Raw genomic sequence first — 23,371 nt, 5'->3', positions numbered from 1 at the left:
GTGTTCGCGCTAAAGAAACGGAAGGTGATTATCGGGGAGGATGTCCCTCCCGAAACGGTCACGCTTGTCGAAGAGGTCATGGCGGATGTTCGCACCTACGCTCGGTCGCACGGTGGAGACATCGTGCTCACCGCCATTCCCAGCGAACGTGAAATACGCGTAAAACTGAAGGGAGCGTGTGCCTTTTGTCCGCTTAGTACCGTCACTTTACGAGTGGGAATCGAGCGGAGATTGAAGTCAGAATTGACTCACTTCGAGCGAATTCGGATCGATTGATGGAAACCAAAGCATTTGATGTCATTGTCGTCGGTGGTGGGACCGCTGGCACTGCGGCCTGCATCTCGGCTGCCAAGGCGGGAGCGAAGACCCTTGTAGTGGAGCAGCTTGGCTCGTTAGGCGGTACGCAGAGTAACGGCTGGGTTACCCCCATGATGCCGAACTACCTCGGACAGTTCAAGCTTGATCGCGGGATCAATCTCGATCTGATCGCTGCCCAAAACGCGCTCCAGCCATCGGGGCCAGACGTTGACCACGGCGACGTTTGGTACGACCCGACGATGATGGCGATGGTGATGGATCGAGTGGCCACGCAAGCGGGCGTCATTCCGCTTTTCAATTCCACGCTCACGGACGTCAAGCGTAACGGCCCAGCCATCGAGGCAATTGAAGTCGTTACTCGCTCGGGACGATTCTGGATTTCGGGCAAGGCGTTCATCGACACGACCGGGGATGGAGAGCTTTCGGCTCTCGCGGGAGCAGAACTGATGGGTGGCAACGAAGACGGAGTCCACCAGCCGATGACGCTCCGCTTCAAGATGGGCAACGTTGATATCGAGCGGATGCGGAACGCATACACGTTCTGGCGACTCAGTGCGCCAAAGCACCTTGAGTACGGGATCGGTGAACTGAAGGAAGATCCAATTTTGGGTCCGTACGTCCATGAGGCGATCAAGCTCGGGATCCTCGCGGAGGACGACTTGGGCTACTTCCAGATGTTCATGATGAACGGATGCCCGGGCGAGATCGCGTTCAATGCCCCGCGCATCAGCGACCTAGATCCCCTTGATCCGTGGGAGCTAAGCCGCGCCTACCAAGTCGGTCGGGAGAAGATTTACCGGATCGCTGCATTTCTGCGCCGGTACTTTGTGGGATTCGAACAGGCGTTCGTGAGTGGGATCGCCCCACTCATGGGGATTCGCGAGAGCCGCCGAGTCGTTGGGGAGTACGTGCTCACCGCCGAAGACCACTTGGGTCTGAGAAAGTTTGAGGACGCGGTCGCACGCAACCGCTATCCGATCGACATTCACCTGAAAACCGGCATTGACTACCGCAAATTTCCGCCCGGGGAGTACCACGAGATCCCATATCGGAGCTTGGTTGTCAAGGGATTCAACAACCTGTGGGTCGCAGGACGTTGCTTGAGCGCAGACTTCGTAGCCCAAAGCGCGGTTCGAATCCAGCCTGTATGTCGGTCCATGGGCGAGGCGGCTGGCGCCGCCGCCGCTTTGTGTGCGGCAAAGGGTTTGGCGGCTCAGGCGCTACCGTACGCGGACTTGCGAGCGCATCTGGATCTGAGCATCCCCGAGCAGGTCGGCGCAAGTAGTTAAGGTTCAGGCCGGATATTGGGGCTGTACTCTTCGCTAGGCACGTGGGTGTAGTCCGCGAGCTTGGACATGAACAGCCCGAGTACGTCGCCAAGCTGGTTCGGGGTGAACGTACTGCTCGAGCCGGATGCCACCTGACCGTACGGCACCACAAAGCCCCACTCGATGAGCCACACCAACTTCTCTTGCGACTCGGGATTGCTCAGTGGCCGCATGATCTTGGTGTCTACCTTGAACTTCTTGGCAGGCGAGAACGTGAACTTCGGCTTGGCTAAGTCGGCCACGAATCCGAACAGTTCGACAACGGCATCGCGCGTGGCGGGCTGATCGGGGTTCGCGTAGGCAGCGAGTCGGAGATTGTTCGGCTTTTCGAGAATGGACGAGAAGGTCAGCTCCACGAGCCGAGTCCGGACAGCAGTGAGTTCGCCGAACGTCACGGGCTGGTCGGTCTGCGCGTAGACCATCTGAGCAAGCAGGAAGGCGAGCGAGATCACAGCGTGCCTCATATCTCGCTGACAGCACCGCTCGCGCGGATCGCGTCGATCTCTTCAAGGGCACGTCCGGTGCCGATGGCCACGCAGTGCAGCGCGTTGTCGGCTACGTTAACCGGAATTTCGGTAATGCTGTAGAGCAGTCGATCCAGACCACGCAGCAGTGCGCCTCCGCCGGTGAGGGTGATTCCACGCTCAATGATGTCGCTGCTGAGTTCGGGCGGAGTCTCCTCCAGAACCGTGCAGAGTTTTTCGGCGATCTGGCGGACGGGCTCGCTGAGGGCCTCGCGAATCTCTTCGCTCGTGATCTCCACCGTCTTGGGTAGTCCAGCGACCATGTCCCGCCCGCGGACGGCCATCTTGAGTTCCTGCGCCAGCGGGTAGGCCGATCCGATCTTCATCTTGATGTCCTCAGCGGTCGGGTCGCCAATCATCAAGTTGTACGTGTTGCGGACATGACGGACGATCGCCTCGTCGAGTTTGTCTCCGGCCACGCGGATCGATGCCGAAGTCACGATGCCGCCGAGCGAGATCACAGCGATGTCAGTGGTACCGCCGCCGATATCGACGACCATGTTGCCGCCTGGGGAAGAAATGGGTAGTCCGGCCCCGATTGCTGCGGCCATCGGCTCTTCGATGACGAGGGCTTCGCCCGCACCGGCCTCGCGGGTTGCAAGGATGACAGCGCGGCGCTCGACATTCGTGACGCCGCTCGGAACGCACACCATGACGATGGGCTTCATCAAGCGGTGCTTTCCGCACGTCCGCTCAATGAGATGAGTGAGGAGTTGCAGTGTGACTGAATAGTCGGCGATGACTCCGTCCTTCAAAGGGCGGATCGCAGTGATATTTCCCGGGGTTCGGCCGAGCATTTCGCGAGCCTCGTTCCCAACGGCGAGCATCTTGCCGTTCTTGTTGTTGATCGCGACAACGGTGGGCTCGTTCAGCTGAATGCCCTTGCCACGCATGTACACAAGAATGTTCGCGGTACCAAGGTCGATACCGATTTCGGATCGGAGCTTCAAAGTAACTCGATTATGGTGCCTATGAGACAGCTTCTGCCAAGCTGACTCGCTCGACTTTGCCGCCAAGTTGCCCCAGGATCCCTTCGAGGTCCTCGTAACCACGATCAATGAAGTGAATATTCTTGATAATCGTTACGCCTTCGGCAACAAGTCCGGCGAGCACCAGGGCGGCTCCCGCGCGGAGATCGCTTGCTTCGACGGTGGCACCCGTGAGTTCGCTGACGCCTTCGATCGTCGTGATTCGGCCGCCCTGCGCTGTGATATGCGCTCCCATACGGCTGAGCTCGCTCACGTGGCCAATGCGGCTCTCATAAATGGTCTCTTCGATTACCGAGGTCCCCTCAGCCATACACAGGAGCGCGGCCATGGGTTGCTGGATGTCGGTTGGGAAGCCAGGGTAGGGCATCGTCTTGATGCGGATCCCCTTTGGTCGGCTATTCGAGAATACGCGCACCCAATCGTTACCCTCTTCGCTTTCGATCTCTGCTTCGCGGAGCTTGTTGAGGAGTGCGGTCTGGTGCTCGGGAAGGATCCCGCGCACCGTCACATCACCCTGCGTAATGGCAGCAGCGAGTAGGTATGTTCCGGCCTGCAGGCGGTCCGGCGGGACAATGAAGTCACACCCCTTCAGTGACGCAACTCCCTCGATGGTGATCGTGCTGGTACCTGCACCCTCGATCCGTGCGCCCATGCGCACCAAAAACTCAGCCAGGGTCGTGATTTCAGGCTCGATCGCCGCGTTTTGAATCACGGTGAAGCCGTGAGCCAAACACGCAGTGGCCATGATGTGCTGGGTGGCACCGGCAGAAGGATAGTCGAGGTAGATCTCGTTTCCTACCAGCTTCTCGGCTTCGGCGTAGTAGATGCCGTGCTCCAGTTCGATGGTAGCTCCGAGCAGTTGGAGACCTTTAACGTGAAAATCGACGGGCCGCGCCCCAATTTTGCAGCCGCCTGGGGCGGGGAGCTCGACCTTGTTCAGGCGAGCGAGTAGGGAACCTAGGATGTAGAAGCTTGTTCGGATTGGTCGGACGATCTCTTCTTCGACGATCGCGGTGTGCAGGTTGCGCGTGTCGATGGTGAGAACATCGCCGTCTCGGTGCACCTTTGCGCCAAAGCGCTCCAGCAACTCCAATTTGATGCGGATGTCGCTGACATCGGGCACGTTCCTGAGCACGGAGACTCCGTCCGCGAGTAGGACTGCCGAGAGGATCGCAAGTGCAGCGTTCTTGCTGCCCGGAATTTTGATGTCTCCCCGAAGAGGGGTGCCGCCGGTGACCTTAAAGACTTGCATAGAATAACCGTCCATCCTTGGATTCGATCAGGTGTGAATACACCTTAAGAATGGACTATACATGACTTCGCAAGGAATAGGCAACTTTGACTCTTATTGGACCAACGGGGGCCCATGCACGCGCGGTGCATGGGCCCCCTGTTTCGGGAATTACTGCTGGTCGTAGTCGCCGAACGGAACGACGCTGACGCCTTTGATCTTGTCTTTCTCGACGCACACCGCGAGGCCGAGTCCTGGCAGGTACTTCCATGTCTCCACAGTTGCAGAGCGGACCAGATTGATATCCGGAAGCTCGTCTAGTGGAAGCCATTTCAAATCTGCCACGGCTTGTCCCACAGTGATCCTCAGGGCGTCCTGTGAGAACGTATCCGCAGGGGTGATGTCCACGTACGAACCGAGTTTGTAGCTTGTGATGCGGAACGGTTGGCCTCGATCCACCATGATGAGGATCTCACCGCTGGACCATCGCATCTCGCCGAACTCTTTGTAGCTGGGGTTGTATGTGCCAAAAACCTCCGCTTTGCCGAGCATCTTGACGATGTCAGTGACGGGCATGAGCATGACGAGATCGTTGCCGTCGACGTGCACAGAAACAACGCGTGTAAGGCCGAAGTTGCCTTCGATGTCAGGTTCGGCGGTCAGCCCGTTCTTGGTGCAGAACTCTTGGTACTGCTTAAGCACCTTGGCGTAGTTCAGGTTCCCCGGGTGGCTGGTTTCCAGCCAGATGGCAAGGGTCTCGGCGAGCACGGGAGCGGACTTCTTATCGACGCTTGGGAGCGGCCACGCGCCCAAGTTCTCGGCGGCGGCGGGATTGTATGCGTCCGGGGAGTCAAGCGAGCTCATCAGTGTCCACAGACGCGTCGATGCCTCCTTAAGCTTGTTTTGACGCTGAAGGCCAAGCGCGATATTGTTCGTGTATCGAACCTTGTCTGCGACCGTTAGGGCAGATTTGAGCAGCGTTTCCATCTCTTTGACACCGGCGGCGAGCTTGCTGGCGGTCTGATCGGGGTCCAGGACAAGCGCGAGTGCGGAGAGCTCCCGAACGCGAATGTTCGCGGGGAGTGCGGCGGCAGCTTTCGCGATGGTGCTCACCGCGCGGTCGTACCGCATTCGGTCGGCATCTGTCGCTTGACTCGCGGCCTTGGCAGAAACCGTGGGGTTCTGGATGACCGGGCCAAAGTCGGGTCGGAAGTAGTTCACGGTCAGGTTGCCGGGGAGCCGGTCGTAATAGTCCATCAGCGCCGCTTGGCCCGCCATCACGAGTGCGTCCTTCAGATTCGGCTCTTTGGCCAGCGCTCGCTCGAACGCGCCGACGGCCTGCTCGAACTTACGGGTCTCGATCATCGCCAGGCCCGCGTCGTATTCCAGAAGCGACTTAAGAACGATCGGGTTCTGGGTGATTTCCGCCGCGCGAGCTTTGGGGTCGGCGTGATCGTTCGTCATTCCGATGATGCGCGGAATCTCTTTGCGACCCTGTTTCTCGAAAAGGTCGAAGAGATCCAGCATGGATTGCTTGCCAAATCCAGCGCGCTGAAGCATTGAGGCGCCCATGACGTCCGCTTCGTACTCCTGCTGGCGGGTGTACAGCACGTACAGATCGTCGCTCGCATAGCGCGTTTTGTCCAATGCATGGCCCTTGCTGAGGTGCGACATCTCGTGAGCTACGACTGCGCGGAGCATCCCCAGGTCGTTATTCACAAAGTCAAGAATCCCAGTCTGGACAACCATCACGGCTTGGGGCTTCTTGCCCTCTTGCTCCCTGATGGTGGCGTAGGCGTTCGGCTCGGGGTTCTGCTCCACTTCGCAAAGGATCGGATACAAGTAATCGGGATTCCGGGGGCAGAACGGTTCGAGCTCCTTCACCATCTTTTGGAGATCGGCCACGCCAAACTCGCGCGCAAAGTTGGCGAAGGCGGTGCAGGAAGCGGCGACGGCGAGCGCGGCCACAAGAACGGCCCTAAAGAGTTTCGAGTTAGAGTGCATGTAGTGTTTCCCTCGGCAGTTTCGACGGATCACTCCGTCCATCGCTACAATTTTGTTCGCAAAATTCGATCACTTGCCCGAAACAACGCTGCAACTTCGATCAATTCTCGCTCGGATTGCGGCTTTTTGTTGGAGACTATCGTTAGTACGATAGAAGCACATGCTTGATGCACGCCATTCAACAGGCTTCCGGATACGTTGGGAGCAGACGTGGACCGACACCATGATAAGTGTAGTCGCGTACTCGTGTGTCAGTGCTCGGAGATGTTCGTCTGCGGGCCTTTTTAGTGCCTCTCTGCTCACTCACCGCAAGGTTGCCAGGGCGCGAAATCATGTGTCGCCGGACTCGCAACCCATGACCCCCGATCGCCCGGCGCGTCTCATTCGCGGCGTCGGAACCCTTGGAGGACATCACCGTGTCTGCTCATGAGGTACTGCTTCTAAACTCTGACTACGAGCCACTGAACGTGTGCAATATTCGCCGAGCCATGGCGCTCATCCTGCTTGGGAAAGCCGAAGTGCTTGAGGCATCAACACGCAACATCGGCACAGCACGCGGAGCGATGAACGCACCTTCGATCGTGAAGATGCGCTACCACGTTCGGAGACCGTTGCCACAACTGAGACTTTCGAGGCACAGCGTCCTCGCGCGGGATGCCTATACTTGCCAGTACTGCGGGATCAGGGGCAAGGACTTGACCATCGACCACGTGATCCCGAGGTGGATGGGTGGGCCGCAATCCTGGGACAATTTGGTGGCTTGCTGCCGCAAGTGCAACCTGAAGAAGGGTGATAAGACGCCAACGCAGGCAAAGATGAAGCTGAAGACGAACCCACGGAGGCCGCACTTCATCCCCTACATCTCGCTCCCCGCATACCTGAAGGCCGTCGCACGCGAGGAGTGGCTGTTCTATCTGCCAATCTTCGAGGGGTTCATGAAGGAGGGTCACGCCTGAGGTTGGGCTCCGCCATAATCGAGGCATGGTCAATGTCGACACCTTTGAAACCGTAAAGATTGTTACGCTCGATCGGCCGGACGTTCGAAATGCATTCAACGACGATCTGATCGAGGCGCTTACCAAGGTCTTTACGACTCGGGGCGACACACGACTCATCATCTTGCGGGGGAACGGGCCTACGTTCTGCGCGGGTGGGGACCTGAACTGGATGCGGAAGGCATCCGGCTACACGCAGGCTGAGAACGAGGCCGATGCGCTAAAGCTCGCAAAGCTCTTCCAAGCGATGTGCGAGAATCCCGCCGTCGTGGTCGTGCTCGCGCACGGAGCCGCCTTTGGCGGTGGGTGTGGCCTGGTCGCCGCAGCAGATGTCGCCATCGCAGTGACCGGCACTAAGTTCTGCTTCAGCGAAGTTAGGCTGGGGCTCATCCCCGCGACGATCAGCCCCTTTGTGATCCCCAAGATCGGCCATGGCCACGCACGCAGGCTGTTCGCAACCGCGGACGTTTTTGATGCGGCTCATGCCTGCCAGATCGGACTCGTGCACTTCGAAGTTCCCACCATGGAGGCGGCTGGGATCGAACTGAAACGGCAAGTTGAGTTGGTTCTGGCCAACGGACCGCAGGCAGTGGCTCGCTCCAAGCAGCTTGCTCAGTGTGCGCCGCTCTCTTTGGAGGAGTCCGCCCGCTGGCTAGCCGAGGCGCGGAGCGGGGAAGAGGCCAAGGAAGGAGTCGCCGCATTTCTGGAGAAGCGCAAGGCATCGTTTGTGCTGGGGTGTAAGAGTTGAAGAAGCTACTGATTGCCAACCGCGGCGAGATTGCCTGCCGCGTGATCCGCACCGCCCGCGATATGGGTATCCGGACCGTCGCCGTGGCCAGCGACGCCGATGCACGTTCGGTCCATGCGAATCTTGCGGACGAGCTCGTGATGATTGGTGAGCCGGAGCCTAGCACCAGCTATTTGCGAATGGATACGCTCGTCGAGGCAGCGCGTGAGATCGGGGCTGACGCAGTTCATCCCGGCTACGGTTTCTTGAGCGAGCGGGCCGATTTCGTCGATGCCTGTACTGCGGCAGGGATCACTTTTGTTGGCCCGAGTGGCGATGCGATGCGCGCGCTGGGTGACAAGATCCGATCCAAGGGACTTGCTGAAGCAAACAACGTTCCGGTGACGCCGGGTCTGTTCCGCCCCGGAGCGACGTCAGAGGAATTGCTCGCGGCGAGCGAGGAAATCGGATTCCCGGTGATGCTCAAAGCCAGCGCCGGTGGTGGCGGGCGCGGTATGCGCGCGGTGTCTTCTGTTGAGGCATTCATCCCGTCGCTTGAGGTGGCGAGCGCTGAGGCACTGGCCGCTTTCGGCGACGGCGCGATGATGGTTGAAAAGCTGGTAGAGAGTCCGCGCCATATCGAGGTTCAGTTCGTGGCCGATGGGCACGGCAACGTTGCCGTGTTCTATGAACGCGAGTGCAGCATCCAGCGCCGCCATCAGAAGCTCATCGAAGAGGCACCGTCGGTCGCGATGACGGACACGATGTGGGAGAGTATGCGGCAGAGCGCAACCCGGCTCGCGCTCGCGGCTAAGTACGTTGGTGCGGGGACCGTCGAGTTCATGCTCGACCCCTCCACTGGCGAGTACTACTTCCTCGAAGTGAACGCGCGGCTGCAAGTAGAGCACCCCGTGAGCGAGCTCATCACCGGTGTTGATCTGGTTGCGCTGCAAATCCTTGTGGCTCGCGGCGAGTCTTTGGCCGACCACGTCCACCCATCGATCCTGGCTGGCGATCGAGGCGCAATTCACGGACACGCCATCGAAGCACGCATCGTTGCCGAGGACGCCTCGAAAGGATTCATGCCGAGCATCGGGCCCTTGCTCGGGTTCGCGATGCCTGTAGGACCGGGAATTCGCGTGGACACGGGTTATGCGGAAGGAGGCGAGATTTCGCGCTTCTACGACAGCCTGGTAGCCAAGGTCATCGCGCACGGTTCAACCCGAGAAGCGGCGCGCATGCGCTTGATCGGAGCGCTGGAAGACACCCATATTCTAGGGGTCAGGACGAACATCCCGTCGATCCTCAACATCTTGAAAGACAAGGACTTTCAAGATGGACGATTTGACACTGCGTATCTGTCCCGGCATCCAAGACTACTCACGGACTCGGGGGAGCACCCCGCGGAACTCGCCAATCTGGTGGAGCACGCGCGCACCGGTGGAGGATCGCATGAAACGGCGGGAATCACGGCGGCGCAGTCGAGTTGGGCGCTGAATGACCGGTTCCGTTCGACCGATTAAGAGCAGACTAGCCACCTCTGATGAAGTGGCTAGTCAAGCATTCACCGAGCTAGATGGTTACCTTCGTCGCCGAGCGGCAAGTGCAACCACTCCCAGACCGATCGCAAGGAACGTCGCGGGCTCGGGAACGGTGTTGAGCCGGACGTGATCGAAGTCGATCTGACCGCCAGACGTCTTCACGAATCGAATCGTCAGGTTCTTGCCCAAGTTAGGATCGTTTGCGCCCGCAGTGTAGTTGAAGCTAAACTCCTTCCAAGCTCCCTTGGTAACGTCTGCCACGGCAATGACCCTTGAGTTGAGCAGCGAGCCACCTGTCATCGCGCCAGTTGAACTGAGCGAACCGCCAGCCCACAGCTCAACTTGGCTCACGCCCTCCAAGGAGTCAAATCGTCGGCCAGAGAACCACAAAAGCGTTGTGATTCCTTGTTCTAGCACTGTAGTAGTGGTCTGGGCCAAAACTCTTGCGTTGAGATATCCCACCTGTGAGCCATCTGGAGGGGTTACAGCGAAGTGCAGACTGCCTGTATTGTAGCGCCATACCCCTGCAATCCCATCCGAGACCCAGCCCGGGGGAGTAATTTGCGTAAAGCTCCCTGAAAGTTGGGCAGGGTTCTCAAAGCTTGCATTGACGATGGCAGCATGGGCCGAGACACCCGCGACGGCAAGCCCGACCGTTACAAAAAATCTATTCATATGTCCTCTCCAAATAACCTAAGATCGCGTACAAATGTATGCGATGCGAATAGTGTACACCGATAAATGTACTTATGGTGAAATAACTGCAACTTAGCCCCGAAACAGGCTCTTGAAAATAAACAGCGCGTTCGCGGGGCGTTCCGCGAGTCGGCGCGTGAAGTATGGGTACCACTGGTCGCCGAATGGAATGTACACCCGGACGTTGTAGCCTTGTTGTCGAAGAGAGTCCTGCAGGTCCCGGCGGATTCCGTAGAGCATTTGCCACTCAAATCGTTCCTTGGCGATACCTTGTTCGTCCGCCCATGCTTTCAAGTGGCGGATGATGCTCTCATCGTGGGTTGCGATGGCGGGATAGTTGCCGTGCATCATCAGCTCCTTTGCGACCTCGATGTACTTTGCATCGACATCGCTCTTCTTGGGGAACGCCACCGATTCGGGCTCGAGGTAGGCACCCTTGACAATCCTCACCCGGGCACCCAGGCGGATCATTCGCTGCGCATCGTCCGGAGTGCGGTAAAGATAGCTCTGGAGGACCGTGCCCGTACTCTTGTGGTCCGGAAAAACCCGCTCGATCATCGAGATCGTGCGCTCCGTGTAGTCGCTCGCTTCCATATCCACTCGGACAAATTGGTCGTACTTCGCGGCAACCTTAAGGACTTCACGGAACTGTTCTTCGGCGAAGGATTCATCGAGGTCCAGACCGCACTGAGTCATCTTGATCGAGATGTTCATGCTGGCCGCGTGCGGGCTGGCATGGACGCGTTCGAGCATGTCAATGTACGCGTCCTTTGCCTTAACCGCTTCGACGCGATCATGTGTGTTCTCTCCGAGCAGGTCCAAGCTCACTCTGAACCCTCGCTCGCAGAGGGCTTCTGCTGGCCCCATGGCCGACTCAAGAGTATCTCCAGCAACGAAGCGGCCGACTAGGGGCCGGAAAAGGCGGGAGCGCCTCACAAGCCGCTCGATCCACGGCATCGCTGCGGTACGCAGAATCAAGGTTCTTCCGAGTAGCTCCATTGCTTCGGGTTAGGAGTGTACTTGCAATCCTCGTTCGCGGTCAGGGGTGCGGGCTCTGCTAGAATGCCGATCATGGGAAGTCTTTCCGAATTTCTGGCATCGCAAGTAGAAGCGAACGCAGCACGCTACGCGGACGATCTTGAAGCGATGGACGAGTCAATTCTGCTTGGCTCGGTGCCGCACGGCCGAGCCCCCGTCGACTTCACGCACGAAGTCGCGGTAGTCAATCGGCGGGTGGCATCGAGACTCGCTGGTGTAGACCCCGGTCCTTGGCCATTCGAGTCGTGGTGCGTCGCACCGGATGAATCCCGCTCCAAGTCGGCACTGCTCGCGGAGCTTCGAGAGTCTGCGGCGAGCGTCTGCGATGCGCTCCGCGGCAAGTCCGATGAAATGCTGTGGGGTGGTATCGAGCTCCCGAATGGTGACACGGTCAATGGCGTGACTGCTGCGACGCTGTGCGCGAACCACATGGCCTATCACGATGGCCAACTGAACCTGCTCCAAGCTCAAGCCGACGACATGGAGATGCATTGGCAGCAATAGGAGTGCTATACTTCAGATTCGTGCATCGGTACGAGCGAGAAAGTTGGCTGCTGGGTCGCTCACCGTCCTGAACTTCCCGGTGCACAGAAGGAAACGAAGGGAACCAGAAGTTCAGAAAAAAATCATGGCAACGTATCGAGGAAGAAAAACAGACATTTGCCGACGCGTCGGCTTTAACATCTGGGGCAAAGCAAAGTGCCCGAGCGCTAAGCGGCCCTACCCGGCTGGCCAGCACGGTCCGAACATGCGCGACCGCCGCACCAGCGAGTATGGTGAGCAGCTTTTGGCCAAGCAGGTCATTCGCCGTCACTATCACGTGATGGAAAAGCAGTTTCGCCGCACATTTGATCGCGCCCAGCGCATGCACGGAAACAGCTCCCTCAACTTTTTGCGGCTCCTTGAGCTTCGACTGGCGACCGTCGTCTACCGATTGGGCTACGCCAAGTCGATTTTCCAGGCTCGACAGATGGTGGTGCACCGACACGTGACCGTCAACGGCAGCATCGTGAACATCCCCAGCTACACCTGCCGGGTGGGGGACGTCATCGGAGTGCGCTCGCGAGAGAGCAGCACCGGCATCGCCAAGATGAATCACTACGAAGGTGCGCCGGTACCGGCCTACATCGAAGTAGACGTCGCCAGCATGGCCGGCAAGATCATTGCTCTTCCGGAGCGGGAAGACTTCCCGAACTTCTTTAACGAGCAGGCAGTGGTCGAATTCTACGCTCGCTAAGAGCGGGAGAAAGATCATGCAGGGTCGATCCATATCGGATCGACCCTGCATTTGTTTTACATGCTGTGATCGCCGTACAGAGTCTGAATGTAGTTGACCTGACCCGTGTGGTAGACAGCGTTCCAGTAGTGGATCATGCCGATCGCGGCAAAGCTGTACTCCTTCTCGACGCCCCAAGGAAGCGTGAGCGTGCTGCCCCAGTCTGCATCGGGGAATGCACGGACCGCTTCGGCAAGGGTTTCAAGATTCTTCTTGCAGGCGGCTTCGCAGGCATCGAGGTCTGTCAGCTTCTCCTTCATCGCCTCGAACTCCGCCATCATCTCAGGCGTGAAGTCGGGGCATCTGCGTGAGTGGAGCATCTCAACCGACCACAGTGGCGACAGCGCGCACTCCTGGCAAAGATCCAGAACGTGGCGACCTGCGTCTAGGGGTCTCCACGTGAGCTTGTCCGCTGGCACTTTACGAGCGGCATGGAAGAGTTCGTTCGAATTCTTCACGGACTGAGAAATGATGAGTTCTTTGATGTCCATGGCGCAATAATATCCGGGCATCGGGGCCATGTCAAGAGAAGAGGTAGAAAAAAGTCTACTAGGTTCATTATTTCAGCCGCGAGTGAAAGTTCGTAGGTATCATAGGAGGCATGAGCGTCTCTGCTTCGCCTGCCGCTATCGAAGCCATCGCAGAAAAAGTCTTCTCGAATGAGCGAATCACCGCTCAGGATGCCCGGGTCCTTTACGAGCATCCGAACCTCATCGAGCTCGCCACGATGGCGAACCACCGCAGGCAGCAGCTCGTGCCCGGAAACACGGTTTCGTACGTCATTGGCCGGATCTTGAACTACACGAACGTCTGCTGGGTCCGGTGCAAATTCTGTGCGTTCTATCGGGTTCCCGGACACGACGAGGGCTACCTTCTGACCGACGACGAGATCCTGCGCAAGGTGGGCGACACGGTGGACAAGGGCGGTGTTGAGATTCTCTTCCAGGGAGGCCTTAACCCTAAGCTCAAGATTGACTACTACGAGCACATCTTCAGCTTGATCATGGAAAGGTACCCCTCAGTTATCCTCCATGCACTCAGCCCCGCAGAAATCATCTACATTGCTCACATTTCGAAACTCAAGCTCTCCGAGACGCTGGGGCGACTCAAGGCTGCCGGTTTGCATTCGATCCCGGGTGCGGGCGGTGAGATCCTGGTGGACCGAGTCCGCGGCATCATTGCCCCGTACAAGGACACGACCGATGAGTGGCTTGCGTGCATGCGCGCCGCTTCGGAACTGGGAATACGCAGCACCGCGAGCATGATGTTCGGGCACGTCGAGACGCTTGACGATCGAGTAGAACACCTGCAGCGCATTCGTGACCTGCAAGACGAATGCAATCCGTTTCGCGCCTTCATCGCGTGGAACTTCCAGCCCGAGGACACACAACTGCCGATTTTGCACAAGGCGAGCGGGTTCGATTACCTGCGAACCGTCGCCGTCGCGCGTATATTCTTGGACAACATCCCGAACCTGCAGGTATCGATCCTGACTCAAGGGCCCAAGATCGCGCAGTTGGCCCTGGGATACGGGGCGAACGATTTTGGCTCGATCATGATTGAAGAGAATGTGGTGAGCGCAGCGGGCAGCAAGTTCATTCTGAATGAGGAGGAATTCTGCCGGGTCATCGCCGATGCGGGCTACAAGCCGCACCGCCGCAACACCCGGTACGAACTCATCGAGGCTTAGCGCCGAGCGTCAGCGTGAAGGACGCGGAGTCCTTGACCTGGGTACCGACGTACAAGGAGTACTTTCGCACCGTACGACCACTGGCCTGATTGGGGTTCGCGATTTGGTCAGGGGTGGAGGTCACGTCCGTAGGCCCATCCTGAACCGTTGTCGCTGCCATGGTGTCGGTGTCTAGGAATAGCGTGAGCAGCTCGGGTTGCCGTCGAAACGTTTGCTCGAAGGCTTCCAGCCGACTATAGCTTCGGAACAGCTCTTGTTCTAAGGCCCGGTATAAGGCAGTACGTGCGCCGTCCGAAAGTCGGGTGGCAGCGAGTGGCTGCCTGGAGAGCAAGATTTGCTTCTGCTCGGGCGTTAGCTTCGTCCAAACCGCGGCGATGGGTGCAAATGCGGCTGCTTCGGCAGTCGAGAACGGTAAGTGGACAGTCCCGGCCTCAAGCCTTGCTACCTGCCGGGGGTTGAGTTGGCTGAGAAACCACGCCGCGGTGTCCAAGTTGGCCGTGGTATCCGCTAGCAAAGTTCGAAGCGCTAACTCAGGCGGGTCCGTGCCTCGTAGCTGCGGTGCGCGACGGGGACGTGCCAGAAGCCAGCCGTCGTCAAGGCGCTCGGCAACACAGATCTGCCGGAGCCATTGCTCAGCGCGCTCGGGACGTCCCGCGCCGTCGTCGAAAAAGGGAGTCTGAAACGCTTCGATGATGACATCCCGATCCGCCGCCTGCTGGACTAGATCCCAGAATTCGAACGCGGATCGGATTGGACCGGATGGATGCCACCGATCCATCGAGAGCTTACTGGTCCAAAGGTCGCCGCCCCAAGCACGTGCCGCGACGTCCCACTCGGTTTCGCCAAGAAGAGCATCTGATCCGGAAAGTGATCGGCTGAACCGCAGCCCTCTGGCGCTGATCATCACTTGCACCTCGTCAAGCTCCGGGATGTACCTGAACACCGCTTGGCCCCCATCGTCGTCTAGTGGGATTTGGAAGGAGGCTGAACTCCGGAGCCGGTCCGAAGCCGCACTGAGGGCGCGGCTGAAGAGGTTTCCTTCTGGCGAGAGCGCGGGCTCTATCTGCGCGAGTTGACTCGCCAGGGCCGGAACTTCCTCGGTCCAGTGAGGTGGCTTGTCACGGTTCAGCGTCTCGAGGCGTTCGCGAAGTTGCTTGGCCTCGGCGAGAATCTCCTGGTGGGGACGCCCGGCGAGCTTGCGTAGGATCGCCAACTGCTCGGACCAGTCGGTGCGGCGTTCAGTTTCAGCGGCACGCACCGCTGCGAATGCAAGAGCACGCTGTCGCGGGTCCTCCCTCAGTTCATAGGCGTCGTCAAGTTGAACCCACCTCAGGCCCAGGGTTTCGGCGATCCGGTTCAGGGCTTCGCCTGTGGGCCGCCCTCGGATCAAGGCGATCAGCTTCCGCTCTGAAAGCTCCTTGGCAATGCGCAATGTCGGGCCACCGGCGGGCCAGAGCTCCTCAACCACTTCTCGGACAAGCTTTCGATCAGCACGCACCGAGACAGGGTCAGCGAAGGCCCCCGTGGACGGTAACTGCGCATGACCCACCATGCATAACGATGCACAGATCAGCCCGATTTCGAGCCTAGAACGGTCCGACAACTCTGATCGCGTCCGCCACGACGACACCGTTGCCCGAATAAGCCTGCAGCCTGACGTTGCCAGTGCCCTGGCGCAACCTGACACGACCCAGCAGATTCCATTTACCGCCGTCGGTCATTTGGTTGACGATGGCGTTCACCGTCCCATCCCGGACCGAGTCCATCTGATAGAGCGCTAGCGGACTTCTGTTCGCTCCTTCGGGCCACCAGCCGTAAACGTCGTACGACCCGCTCGTAGGCACGTTCAAGAACCAGTTTGCGACCGCGCTGGTCTTCTTGGTGACTGTGCTGAAGAGGTAGTTCGCTCCGTACTTACCGGGAGCAGTGGTGCCGGTCGCCCAGCTTCCGGTTGCGGTGAAGTTTGGGCTCGTGTTGTCCAGCACCGTGTCGACGGTGCCCACGTTGAAGTTGAGGGTGACCGTGGGTCCAAACGCTTCGATGCTGCTGCGGTAAAGCTGGAACACCTCACTGTAACTGCCCAGAGTAGTGGGAGCTTTCATTTGGAACTTAAACTCCGCCGTCCCGCCCGCAGGTGTATCGGCAAAGACTCCGGCGGCACGCGTCGATGAGAGCCAGTTGCCGGGGACGAAGTAGGGGCTCGCCGACGCGGTTCCCAACTGAACGGGGTCCGAAGAAGACTGTGTCCACGCGTCGGTCCCAGCATTGACAAATCGCATCACCACATCGAAGTTCTGGCCTGCGCTGATGTACCCGGGAACTGTGGAATCCACAAACGTCGCATTGTTCTGCACGAGCGGCATGTAGATGTTCCAGTCCCAGTTTGGGCCGGGACAACTGGTAGCGGCACCGGTCTCCTTGTGGCCGATAATCTTGGTGCGATCGCGGGCGATGCCGTACTTGCTCGTTAGGTACCGGGTCAGACGCGCGGAGCTCTGGTACAGGGTCGAGGTGTACCACTGAGGTTGGTTGCTGAACGCCTCGTGCTCGATGCCGATTGACTGCGTATTGTAAGTCCACACGCCCGCGTGGTAGGCAATGTCCTTCTCGCGGACCATCTGGGTGATTTGACCGTCACTGCTGCGGATGAGGTAGTGGGCGCTGACGTTCGATGCGGCGTTCTTGAACCAACTGATCGACCCCGCGTAGGTGCCTTCCATAATGTGGCAGACAACGTAGAGGATCGGATACGTGGTCGTGCGGTTGCTGACCGTGAAGTTTCCCGTGTTCGCTTGGTTCCAGAGGGCACCACTGTAATCCGGTTGCGCAAAACTTGGCAATGCTGTGCCAGCCAAGACAGCACCTAAAAGGACTCGTGGGAGATTCCGCATCGTTATCATTATAAGACGGGAATTCCGGCTTCGTAACATGCGAAGATAGGAGAGTTTATGAATTTGATTCCGATCCTCTGTACCCTGGCCATGAATGCGAGCCCGATTGACATGCGATACGAGAGCACACGTGGGCTTTTCGTGACGGTGGGAGGCGTTGAGATCGTCCGTGGCGGGTTCTTTCAGTACTACAAAGGAAACTGGGAGAAGGGCCTCTACAGCTCGAACTGGAACCCCCAGACCGTAACGCGCGATGCGAATGGCGACCTCACCGTCGTGTTCACGGGACCTGATCGGCTCGCGCACGGCATGATGCGCTTCGTGCGTACCGCTTCGGGTGTGGATGCGACCTATACCTTTGGCTGGCGCGGCACTGAGCCTGCAAACGTCGAGAACACGGTCGGCTGCCTGTGGGCGACGGCTTTCAAGGGCGGAGAGATCCGGTTCTCCGATGGCAGCTCCAAGGTTTTGGGAGAGTCACCACGACCAACGAACGATCCAAAGGACAATTCACTTGGTCCCGACTCGTCGTCCGTCACGATGAAGGGGCGGATTGCCGAAGTCTCGGCTTCGAGCCCGGACGCTCCGCTCACGCTCTTCGATGCTCGCAACTACCAGCAAGATTTCGCGCGCGATCGGGAGCTCTTGTGGCTCGGGCACAACCGATTGACCATCCCTCCGCAGGGCTCTGTGACGATCAAGGTCTCCATGACGATCAGCAAAATGGCCGCGAGCGCCCCGGCCTCCGAGACGATCAAGCTGAAGCCTCGCACTGGCACGGTGCTATCGCCGACCCGGCTCACGGCAGTCATCCCGGCTCCACGGGAGTCGATCATGTCGCCAGCGATGTTCCGGATTTCCCTTGACCCGAAGCCGCGCAAGGATGCAAGCGAGGCGGTGAAGCTGGTGATGCAGCGGTTCGCGGACGCCACGTTCCCTGAGAGCGCAATTGTTGCGAAGGTCGATCCGAAACTCAACGTGCCGGAGAATGGTTATACGGTGGCGGTAGGTAGGCCCATCAAGGTCACGGGCAAAGATGCGATCGGCTTGCGTATGGGGTTGACTCAGCTGGGCCAGCTCATCCGGGTGAACGACGGGGCGGTGACGCTTGTGCAAGCCACCATCACCGATTGGCCGACACTTTCGTGGCGCGGGGCGCACCTCTTCGTCGGCCCAAACGCTCTCGATTTTCAGACGAAGTTTCACCAGCGGGTCTTGGGACCGCTGGGCTACAACAAGATGGTGCTGCAGGCCGAGCAAGCGCGGTGGAAATCGCTGCCGGGCATCTACCACGCCAACTCGATGAATCTGGAAGACCTCCAGAAGCTGTTCGCCATGTACCGCAGCCAGGGGATCGATCCGATCCCGCTTATCCAGAGTTTTGGCCACATGGAGTGGTTCTTCGCCAATGGACAGAACCTGGACCTCGCATTCAACCGCTCAATCCCCTATTCGGTGGACCCGCGCAAACCAGGTGTTGCACCGATCCTGAACAAGCTATGGGACGAGGTCGTCGAGCTGCTGAAGCCGAGTGCCCTGCACTTTGGGCTCGATGAGGTGGATATGCGCGGATTTCCTGGCGACCAAAAGTTGGTAACCGAGCTGTGGCGTATTCAAATCCCCATGCTGGGCGATATCGCCAAGCGACATAACGTTCCGATGATGCTGTGGGGTGACAAGTGCTTAGCACCGGGTGAGGCGCCCGATGCAGCCCTGGGTTACAACAAGGAAGAGGCCATGGCGCGGCGTCAGGTGATTCCCAAGGGTGCGATGGTGACCGACTGGCATTACATCGACAACCCGGACCCGCGCATTTACACTTCGCTGGAGATCTTCAAGAAGAATGGGCAGTTTCCGATTGCCTCGGGCTGGAACCGTCTTGGCAACATCATTGGGTTCGCTCAGGCCGCGGCAAAGGTCGGTGGAGGGTACTTGCAGACCACATGGAGTGGGTACTTCAGCGAGGAGCGCGCGTTGGTCGAGAACCCCGAACAGTACGCTGCGTTCATCGTCGCGGGAGACTACGCGTGGACGGGCAGGACGGAAGGGCCGAAGCAGCTTGGATACGATCCGCTGACCGCGCTGTACGAGCGGTACTTCGCTCCGGCGTCTCCAACGAAATCGGTCTCCGGGATGCAGTTCGGCGATTCGCTGGGCGGCAAGCCCGTGCAGATCGGCCCGTGGATGTTCGACTTGATCGAGCCTGTCTCGACTACGAACGAACTCACCGAGCAAGGTGCAAAGCGACCACGCGAGCTGGTCTTTGAGCTGCCCGCCAAAGGCGTCAGCCGAGTAGGACTCGCCATCCAGACAGAAAACCGCCTGAACCGCCTGGAGGACGCTGCCGAGATCATCTTCACTTGCGCGGACGGCTCAACGAGGACAACGCGACTGAAGTACTTGCTTGATGTACGTGCGGGCTCAGACCCTGCCGGGACTGCGCGCTTGCCAAGGCAACAGGGCTACAGCGCGGTCACGTTGCAGAGCGACAAGAAGATCGTCTCGGTCAAGGTGCGCGGTTTGAACACGGTCAACGGCATCCGTGTTGGTGGGATCTCGGCGCTCCCTTAAGAGCGAATCAGAGGTGCGCTCAAGTATCCTTAGGGGCATTATTGCGTGCCCCTCGGGACACCAGAGCGCCAAGCCCTATGAAGATTCTTGTACCCATCAAGCGAGTCATTGACCCTTACGCCAAAGTCCGCCCATCGGGTGACGGACAGTCCATCGAGACAACCGGGGTGAAGTTCGACATCAACCCTTTCGATGAGATCGCGGTCGAAGAGGCCGTGCGAATGAAAGAGAAGGACCCTTCGGCCGAAGTCGTCGTGGTGAGTGTCGGAGGCGGTGAGGTCGAAGAACAGCTGCGCAAGGCGCTCGCGATCGGCGCGGACCGAGCGATCCTCGTCGAGAAGACCGGAGACACCGACCCCGGCATCATCGCGCGGGAGCTCAAGGCAGTGGTGGCGACCGAGTCGCCAAACTTGATTCTGATGGGGAAGCAGAGTACGGACGGGGACAACAGCCAAGTTGGCCCGACCCTCGCCGCGATGCTCGATTGGCCGCACGCCTCGTTTGCCAGCAAGATTTCGATCGAGGGTGGGACAGCAACGGTCACGCGCGAGACCGACCTCGGCGAAGAGACCGTCCAAATGCCGCTGCCTTGCCTGATCACCGCGGACCTGCGATTGAACGAGCCGAGGTACATCGCCTTGCCGGGCATCGTCAAGGCCCGCTCCAAACCGTTGGCAAAGGTGGCGAGCAGTAACTCTGACAGTGCCCGGGTGAAGACCGTCGCTGTCTCAGCGGTTGCGCCGCGGGGTGCCGGCCAGCGAGTGGATTCAGTCGATTCACTGGTAACCGCTTTGCGCGACAAAGGAGTGCTGAACTAATGTCCAAGCTACTGCTGATCGGATTTTCGGCGGATGAACTCTCGCTCGCGGGCGGTTTCATCCAGGCCATGGGGTGCGAGTTTGACGCACTGCTCCTGTCCGGCTCGAGCGCCCCAGTGACTTCGGCGGGCCGGGTTATGACGTTTGCACAGGGGGGCTCAGTGCCACCCGACGCGGCAGCCGCATCGATCGCCGGGTACACGGCGGGTTACACGCATGTCGCGGCAGTTTCGTCCATGGCCGCAAAGGACACTTTTGCGCGACTCGCTGGTCTGGTGGATGCACCGATGGTCACGGACGTGATCGGAATCGAAGGCCCGCACCGTTTTCGTCGCCCGATTGTCGCGGGAAGCTTGATCGAGACCGTCGAAGTCAATTCGCCGCTCACGCTCATGACTTTCCGACCGAGCGGGTTCTCCAAGCTTGATGAGCCATCGGGCACGACCCCGGCGGAAGCCGTAGCGTTCAGCGGATCGGGGAAGACGGTCATTACTCAGGCAGCTCAGCGCCGAGGTGGTCGTCCGGACCTTTCGCAGGCCAAGATCATCGTGAGCGGTGGTCGTCCGCTGAGGGACGCAGCGACGTTTGAACAAGTCATCGGTGGGCTTGCTGACGCGCTGCACGGGGCAGCGGGGGCAACCCGAGCCGCGGTTGACAGCGGCATTGCCGCGAATGAGCTGCAGGTGGGCCAGACGGGCAAGATTGTCGCACCGGATCTGTACATCGCCGCAGGAGTCTCCGGAAGCACGCAGCACATGGCGGGAATCAAGGACAGCAAAATCATCGTTGCGATCAACACCGATGCGAATGCGCCGATTTTCGAGGTGGCCGATTTCGGCCTTGTGCAGGACTTGTACACGGCGCTGCCAGAAATACAGTCGAAACTGAGATAAGGCTCTCGCAGGTTGGATGAACCAACTGAAGGTCTGAGCCAGTTGTCAAGGGGAGAGCAAGAGTGACCGGCAGACCTTCAAACGCGATTTTTCCTCAAGACAACTAGATATTTATTTGTAGCGCGTAATGACTTTATGACCGAGACACCCAAAGATCGCACCGTTTCCTATGATCCGCTCATCGAATTGATGGCGCGGTTCGAAAACGTCAAGGCGCAGGACAACTCGGCGAACCCGTTCGAGGGGCTCTCGGAGGAAGAAGTCCTCCAGAAGCACATCGTCGATGGGATCAAGCGTCAGCTGGAGTCGCACATCGACGATGCGCTCACTCAGTACACGCCGCTGCAGATCATCAACGACATCCTGCTAGAAGGGATGAAGACGGTCGGTGAGCTGTTTGGGGTGGGGAAAATGCAGCTTCCATTCGTCCTCCAGAGCGCCGAGGTGATGAAGAGCGCGGTTCGCTACCTTGAGCCGATGATGGAGCGAGTCGAAGGGAGTGAGAAGGGCTCAATTCTGTTGGCGACGGTCTCGGGCGATGTGCACGACATCGGCAAGAACCTCGTCGACATCATCCTCAGCAACAACGGCTATCGCGTCGTGAACATTGGCATCAAACAGCCGATCAATACGATCCTTGAGCAGTTCCAGCAGAACAAGTGTCAGGTGATCGGACTGAGCGGGCTGCTGGTCAAGAGCACGCTGATCATGCGGGACAACCTGCTGGAGATGAACGATCGCAAGCTTGAGCGGATTCCGGTGATCCTTGGCGGTGCGGCGCTCACACGGGCCTACGTCGAGCAGGATCTGCGGGAGTTGTACCGAGGCAGAGTCTACTATGCGCAGGACGCGTTTGAGGGGCTTCGGCTCATGGGTGAGCTTTGCACCGAGACGGCTCCGGCCCCCGAGGTCCAGGACCTCGATGAACCGCTGGAGCGCAGAGTGCGCTCCCATCGAGTGGACGGTGCGGACACTGCGCACTACGTCTTTGACGGAGTGATCTCGGACGTGACGAAGGACATTGCCCCGCCGAAGTTGCCGTTCTACGGTTGGCGGAAGCACGAGAAGTTCGACATCTTCGAGTTGTACCGGTACATCAACACCATCGCGCTCTTCCGCGGGCAGTGGCAGTTCAAACGGCAGGAGTCGATGGACAACCCTGCGTTCACCGCTTGGCTTGAAGAGAACGCTCAGCCCATCTTCGAGCGTTTGCAGCGCAGCCTGGCGCGGCGTATGCACCCCAAGGTGAAATGGGGCTACTTCTGGTGCGGCTCGGAGGGGAATGACCTTGTCATTCTTCACGAAGACGCGAGGACGGAGCGCTTGCGCTTCCGGTTCCCGCGGCAGCTCGAAGGGCGACGGAGCTGTCTGAGCGACTTCTTTAAGCCGTTGGGAGGCGAACCCGATGTCGTTGGATTCCAGATCGTGACCGTCGGGAGTGAAATCTCGGAGTACGAGCGTTCGCTGTTCCACGGCGGCGATTACCAGGAGTACCTGTTCACCCACGGGATGGGTGTGGAGACCGCCGAGGCCCTCGCAGAGTATTGGCACCGGCAGGTCCGGCGAGAGATGGGCATCGATGACCAGGAGCCGGATCAGCTCAGACTCCTTTTCAGTGCGAAGTATCGCGGGGCGCGGTACTCATTTGGCTACCCGGCATGTCCAAACCTGGAAGATCAGACGAAGTTGTTTGAGTTACTCGAACCGGCGGATATCGGGCTCGAGCTCTCAGAAGAGTTCATGATCATTCCGGAACAATCGACCAGCGCCATTGTGGTGCACCACCCTGAAGCCAAGTATTTCAACATCCGATGACGACCGGCGCCGCTGCCGTGCGTCCT

21 protein-coding genes are annotated in these 23,371 nt (G+C 59.0%); 12 read left to right on the top strand and 9 right to left on the bottom strand.

Going from position 1 to position 23,371, the window contains the following annotated elements:
• Both JNM85_10615 and JNM85_10610 read left to right on the top strand, forming a co-directional pair.
• Positions 1-276, top strand: a complete 276-nt coding sequence (locus JNM85_10615) for a NifU family protein (protein ID MBL8088506.1) — start codon at positions 1-3, stop codon at positions 274-276.
• Positions 276-1,607 carry an FAD-dependent oxidoreductase gene (locus tag JNM85_10610; GenBank protein MBL8088505.1) on the top strand — a complete coding sequence of 444 codons (1,332 nt, stop codon included), beginning with the start codon at positions 276-278 and terminating at the stop codon, positions 1,605-1,607. Before JNM85_10615 ends, JNM85_10610 begins: the two co-directional genes overlap by 1 nt.
• Here JNM85_10610 and JNM85_10605 read toward each other — a convergent pair.
• The 4 genes from JNM85_10605 to JNM85_10590 form a co-directional block, all read right to left on the bottom strand.
• Positions 1,604-2,098 carry a hypothetical protein gene (locus JNM85_10605; GenBank protein MBL8088504.1) on the bottom strand — a complete coding sequence of 165 codons (495 nt, stop codon included), beginning with the start codon at positions 2,096-2,098 and terminating at the stop codon, positions 1,604-1,606. The two genes, JNM85_10610 and JNM85_10605, sit on opposite strands and share 4 nt — an antisense overlap.
• Before the next feature lie 8 nt (positions 2,099-2,106).
• On the bottom strand, positions 2,107-3,120 hold the full coding sequence (locus tag JNM85_10600; protein ID MBL8088503.1) for a rod shape-determining protein: 1,014 nt from the start codon (positions 3,118-3,120) through the stop codon (positions 2,107-2,109).
• A gap of 19 nt (positions 3,121-3,139) precedes the next feature.
• Complete coding sequence (gene murA / locus JNM85_10595; protein ID MBL8088502.1) at positions 3,140-4,411, bottom strand: UDP-N-acetylglucosamine 1-carboxyvinyltransferase; 1,272 nt, start codon at positions 4,409-4,411, stop codon at positions 3,140-3,142.
• 150 nt (positions 4,412-4,561) lie between these two features.
• Positions 4,562-6,394 (bottom strand): M48 family metallopeptidase, encoded by a 1,833-nt coding sequence (locus JNM85_10590; protein MBL8088501.1) that lies wholly within the window; start codon positions 6,392-6,394, stop codon positions 4,562-4,564.
• A gap of 416 nt (positions 6,395-6,810) precedes the next feature.
• Between JNM85_10590 and JNM85_10585 the strand changes: the two genes are divergently transcribed.
• The 3 genes from JNM85_10585 to JNM85_10575 are packed head-to-tail and all read left to right on the top strand — an operon-like array spanning position 6,811 to position 9,639.
• Positions 6,811-7,350 (top strand): HNH endonuclease, encoded by a 540-nt coding sequence (locus tag JNM85_10585; protein MBL8088500.1) that lies wholly within the window; start codon positions 6,811-6,813, stop codon positions 7,348-7,350.
• A gap of 25 nt (positions 7,351-7,375) precedes the next feature.
• On the top strand, positions 7,376-8,137 hold the full coding sequence (locus JNM85_10580; protein MBL8088499.1) for an enoyl-CoA hydratase/isomerase family protein: 762 nt from the start codon (positions 7,376-7,378) through the stop codon (positions 8,135-8,137).
• Positions 8,134-9,639, top strand: coding sequence for an ATP-grasp domain-containing protein (locus tag JNM85_10575; protein ID MBL8088498.1), 1,506 nt, complete (start codon positions 8,134-8,136; stop codon positions 9,637-9,639). Before JNM85_10580 ends, JNM85_10575 begins: the two co-directional genes overlap by 4 nt.
• A 57-nt stretch (positions 9,640-9,696) precedes the next feature.
• On the opposite strand, the gene JNM85_10570 is transcribed toward JNM85_10575, so the two are convergent.
• A complete protein-coding gene (locus JNM85_10570) occupies positions 9,697-10,332 on the bottom strand; it encodes a PEP-CTERM sorting domain-containing protein (GenBank protein ID MBL8088497.1) in 636 nt (211 codons plus the stop codon).
• Between the two features lie 93 nt (positions 10,333-10,425).
• Positions 10,426-11,181 carry a proline dehydrogenase family protein gene (locus JNM85_10565; GenBank protein ID MBL8088496.1) on the bottom strand — a complete coding sequence of 252 codons (756 nt, stop codon included), beginning with the start codon at positions 11,179-11,181 and terminating at the stop codon, positions 10,426-10,428.
• A 234-nt stretch (positions 11,182-11,415) separates the two neighbouring features.
• Between JNM85_10565 and JNM85_10560 the strand changes: the two genes are divergently transcribed.
• Both JNM85_10560 and rpsD read left to right on the top strand, forming a co-directional pair.
• Positions 11,416-11,895, top strand: coding sequence for a hypothetical protein (locus JNM85_10560; GenBank protein MBL8088495.1), 480 nt, complete (start codon positions 11,416-11,418; stop codon positions 11,893-11,895).
• A gap of 124 nt (positions 11,896-12,019) precedes the next feature.
• A complete protein-coding gene (gene rpsD / locus JNM85_10555) occupies positions 12,020-12,628 on the top strand; it encodes a 30S ribosomal protein S4 (GenBank protein ID MBL8088494.1) in 609 nt (202 codons plus the stop codon).
• 56 nt (positions 12,629-12,684) lie between these two features.
• Here the strand turns inward: rpsD and JNM85_10550 are convergent, their stop codons facing one another.
• The gene (locus JNM85_10550; GenBank protein ID MBL8088493.1) at positions 12,685-13,179 is read right to left on the bottom strand and encodes a hypothetical protein; all 495 of its coding nucleotides are present in this window, start codon (positions 13,177-13,179) and stop codon (positions 12,685-12,687) included.
• An 89-nt stretch (positions 13,180-13,268) separates the two neighbouring features.
• Here JNM85_10550 and mqnC point away from each other — a divergent pair, with 89 nt between their 5' ends.
• Complete coding sequence (gene mqnC, locus JNM85_10545; GenBank protein ID MBL8088492.1) at positions 13,269-14,357, top strand: dehypoxanthine futalosine cyclase; 1,089 nt, start codon at positions 13,269-13,271, stop codon at positions 14,355-14,357.
• On the opposite strand, the gene JNM85_10540 is transcribed toward mqnC, so the two are convergent.
• Positions 14,344-15,855, bottom strand: a complete 1,512-nt coding sequence (locus JNM85_10540; protein MBL8088491.1) for a hypothetical protein — start codon at positions 15,853-15,855, stop codon at positions 14,344-14,346. The two genes, mqnC and JNM85_10540, sit on opposite strands and share 14 nt — an antisense overlap.
• Before the next feature lie 88 nt (positions 15,856-15,943).
• Positions 15,944-17,248, bottom strand: coding sequence for an N-acetylmuramoyl-L-alanine amidase (locus JNM85_10535; GenBank protein MBL8088490.1), 1,305 nt, complete (start codon positions 17,246-17,248; stop codon positions 15,944-15,946).
• 57 nt (positions 17,249-17,305) lie between these two features.
• Here JNM85_10535 and JNM85_10530 point away from each other — a divergent pair, with 57 nt between their 5' ends.
• The 4 genes from JNM85_10530 to JNM85_10515 all read left to right on the top strand — a co-directional run bounded on the left by JNM85_10530 (position 17,306) and on the right by JNM85_10515 (position 23,345).
• Positions 17,306-19,819 (top strand): hypothetical protein, encoded by a 2,514-nt coding sequence (locus JNM85_10530; protein MBL8088489.1) that lies wholly within the window; start codon positions 17,306-17,308, stop codon positions 19,817-19,819.
• 77 nt (positions 19,820-19,896) lie between these two features.
• A complete protein-coding gene (locus JNM85_10525; GenBank protein MBL8088488.1) occupies positions 19,897-20,637 on the top strand; it encodes an electron transfer flavoprotein subunit beta/FixA family protein in 741 nt (246 codons plus the stop codon).
• Complete coding sequence (locus JNM85_10520) at positions 20,637-21,530, top strand: FAD-binding protein (protein ID MBL8088487.1); 894 nt, start codon at positions 20,637-20,639, stop codon at positions 21,528-21,530. The genes JNM85_10525 and JNM85_10520 overlap by 1 nt, the downstream gene beginning before the upstream one ends.
• Positions 21,531-21,665: 135 nt before the next feature.
• Positions 21,666-23,345 (top strand): B12-binding domain-containing protein, encoded by a 1,680-nt coding sequence (locus JNM85_10515; GenBank protein ID MBL8088486.1) that lies wholly within the window; start codon positions 21,666-21,668, stop codon positions 23,343-23,345.
• The last annotated feature ends 26 nt before the right edge of the window (positions 23,346-23,371 follow it).

Source organism: Chthonomonas sp. (genome assembly GCA_016788115.1).
Classification (GTDB): Bacteria; Armatimonadota; Fimbriimonadia; order Fimbriimonadales; family Fimbriimonadaceae; genus UBA2391.
This window is presented reverse-complemented; position numbering and strand designations above follow the sequence as displayed.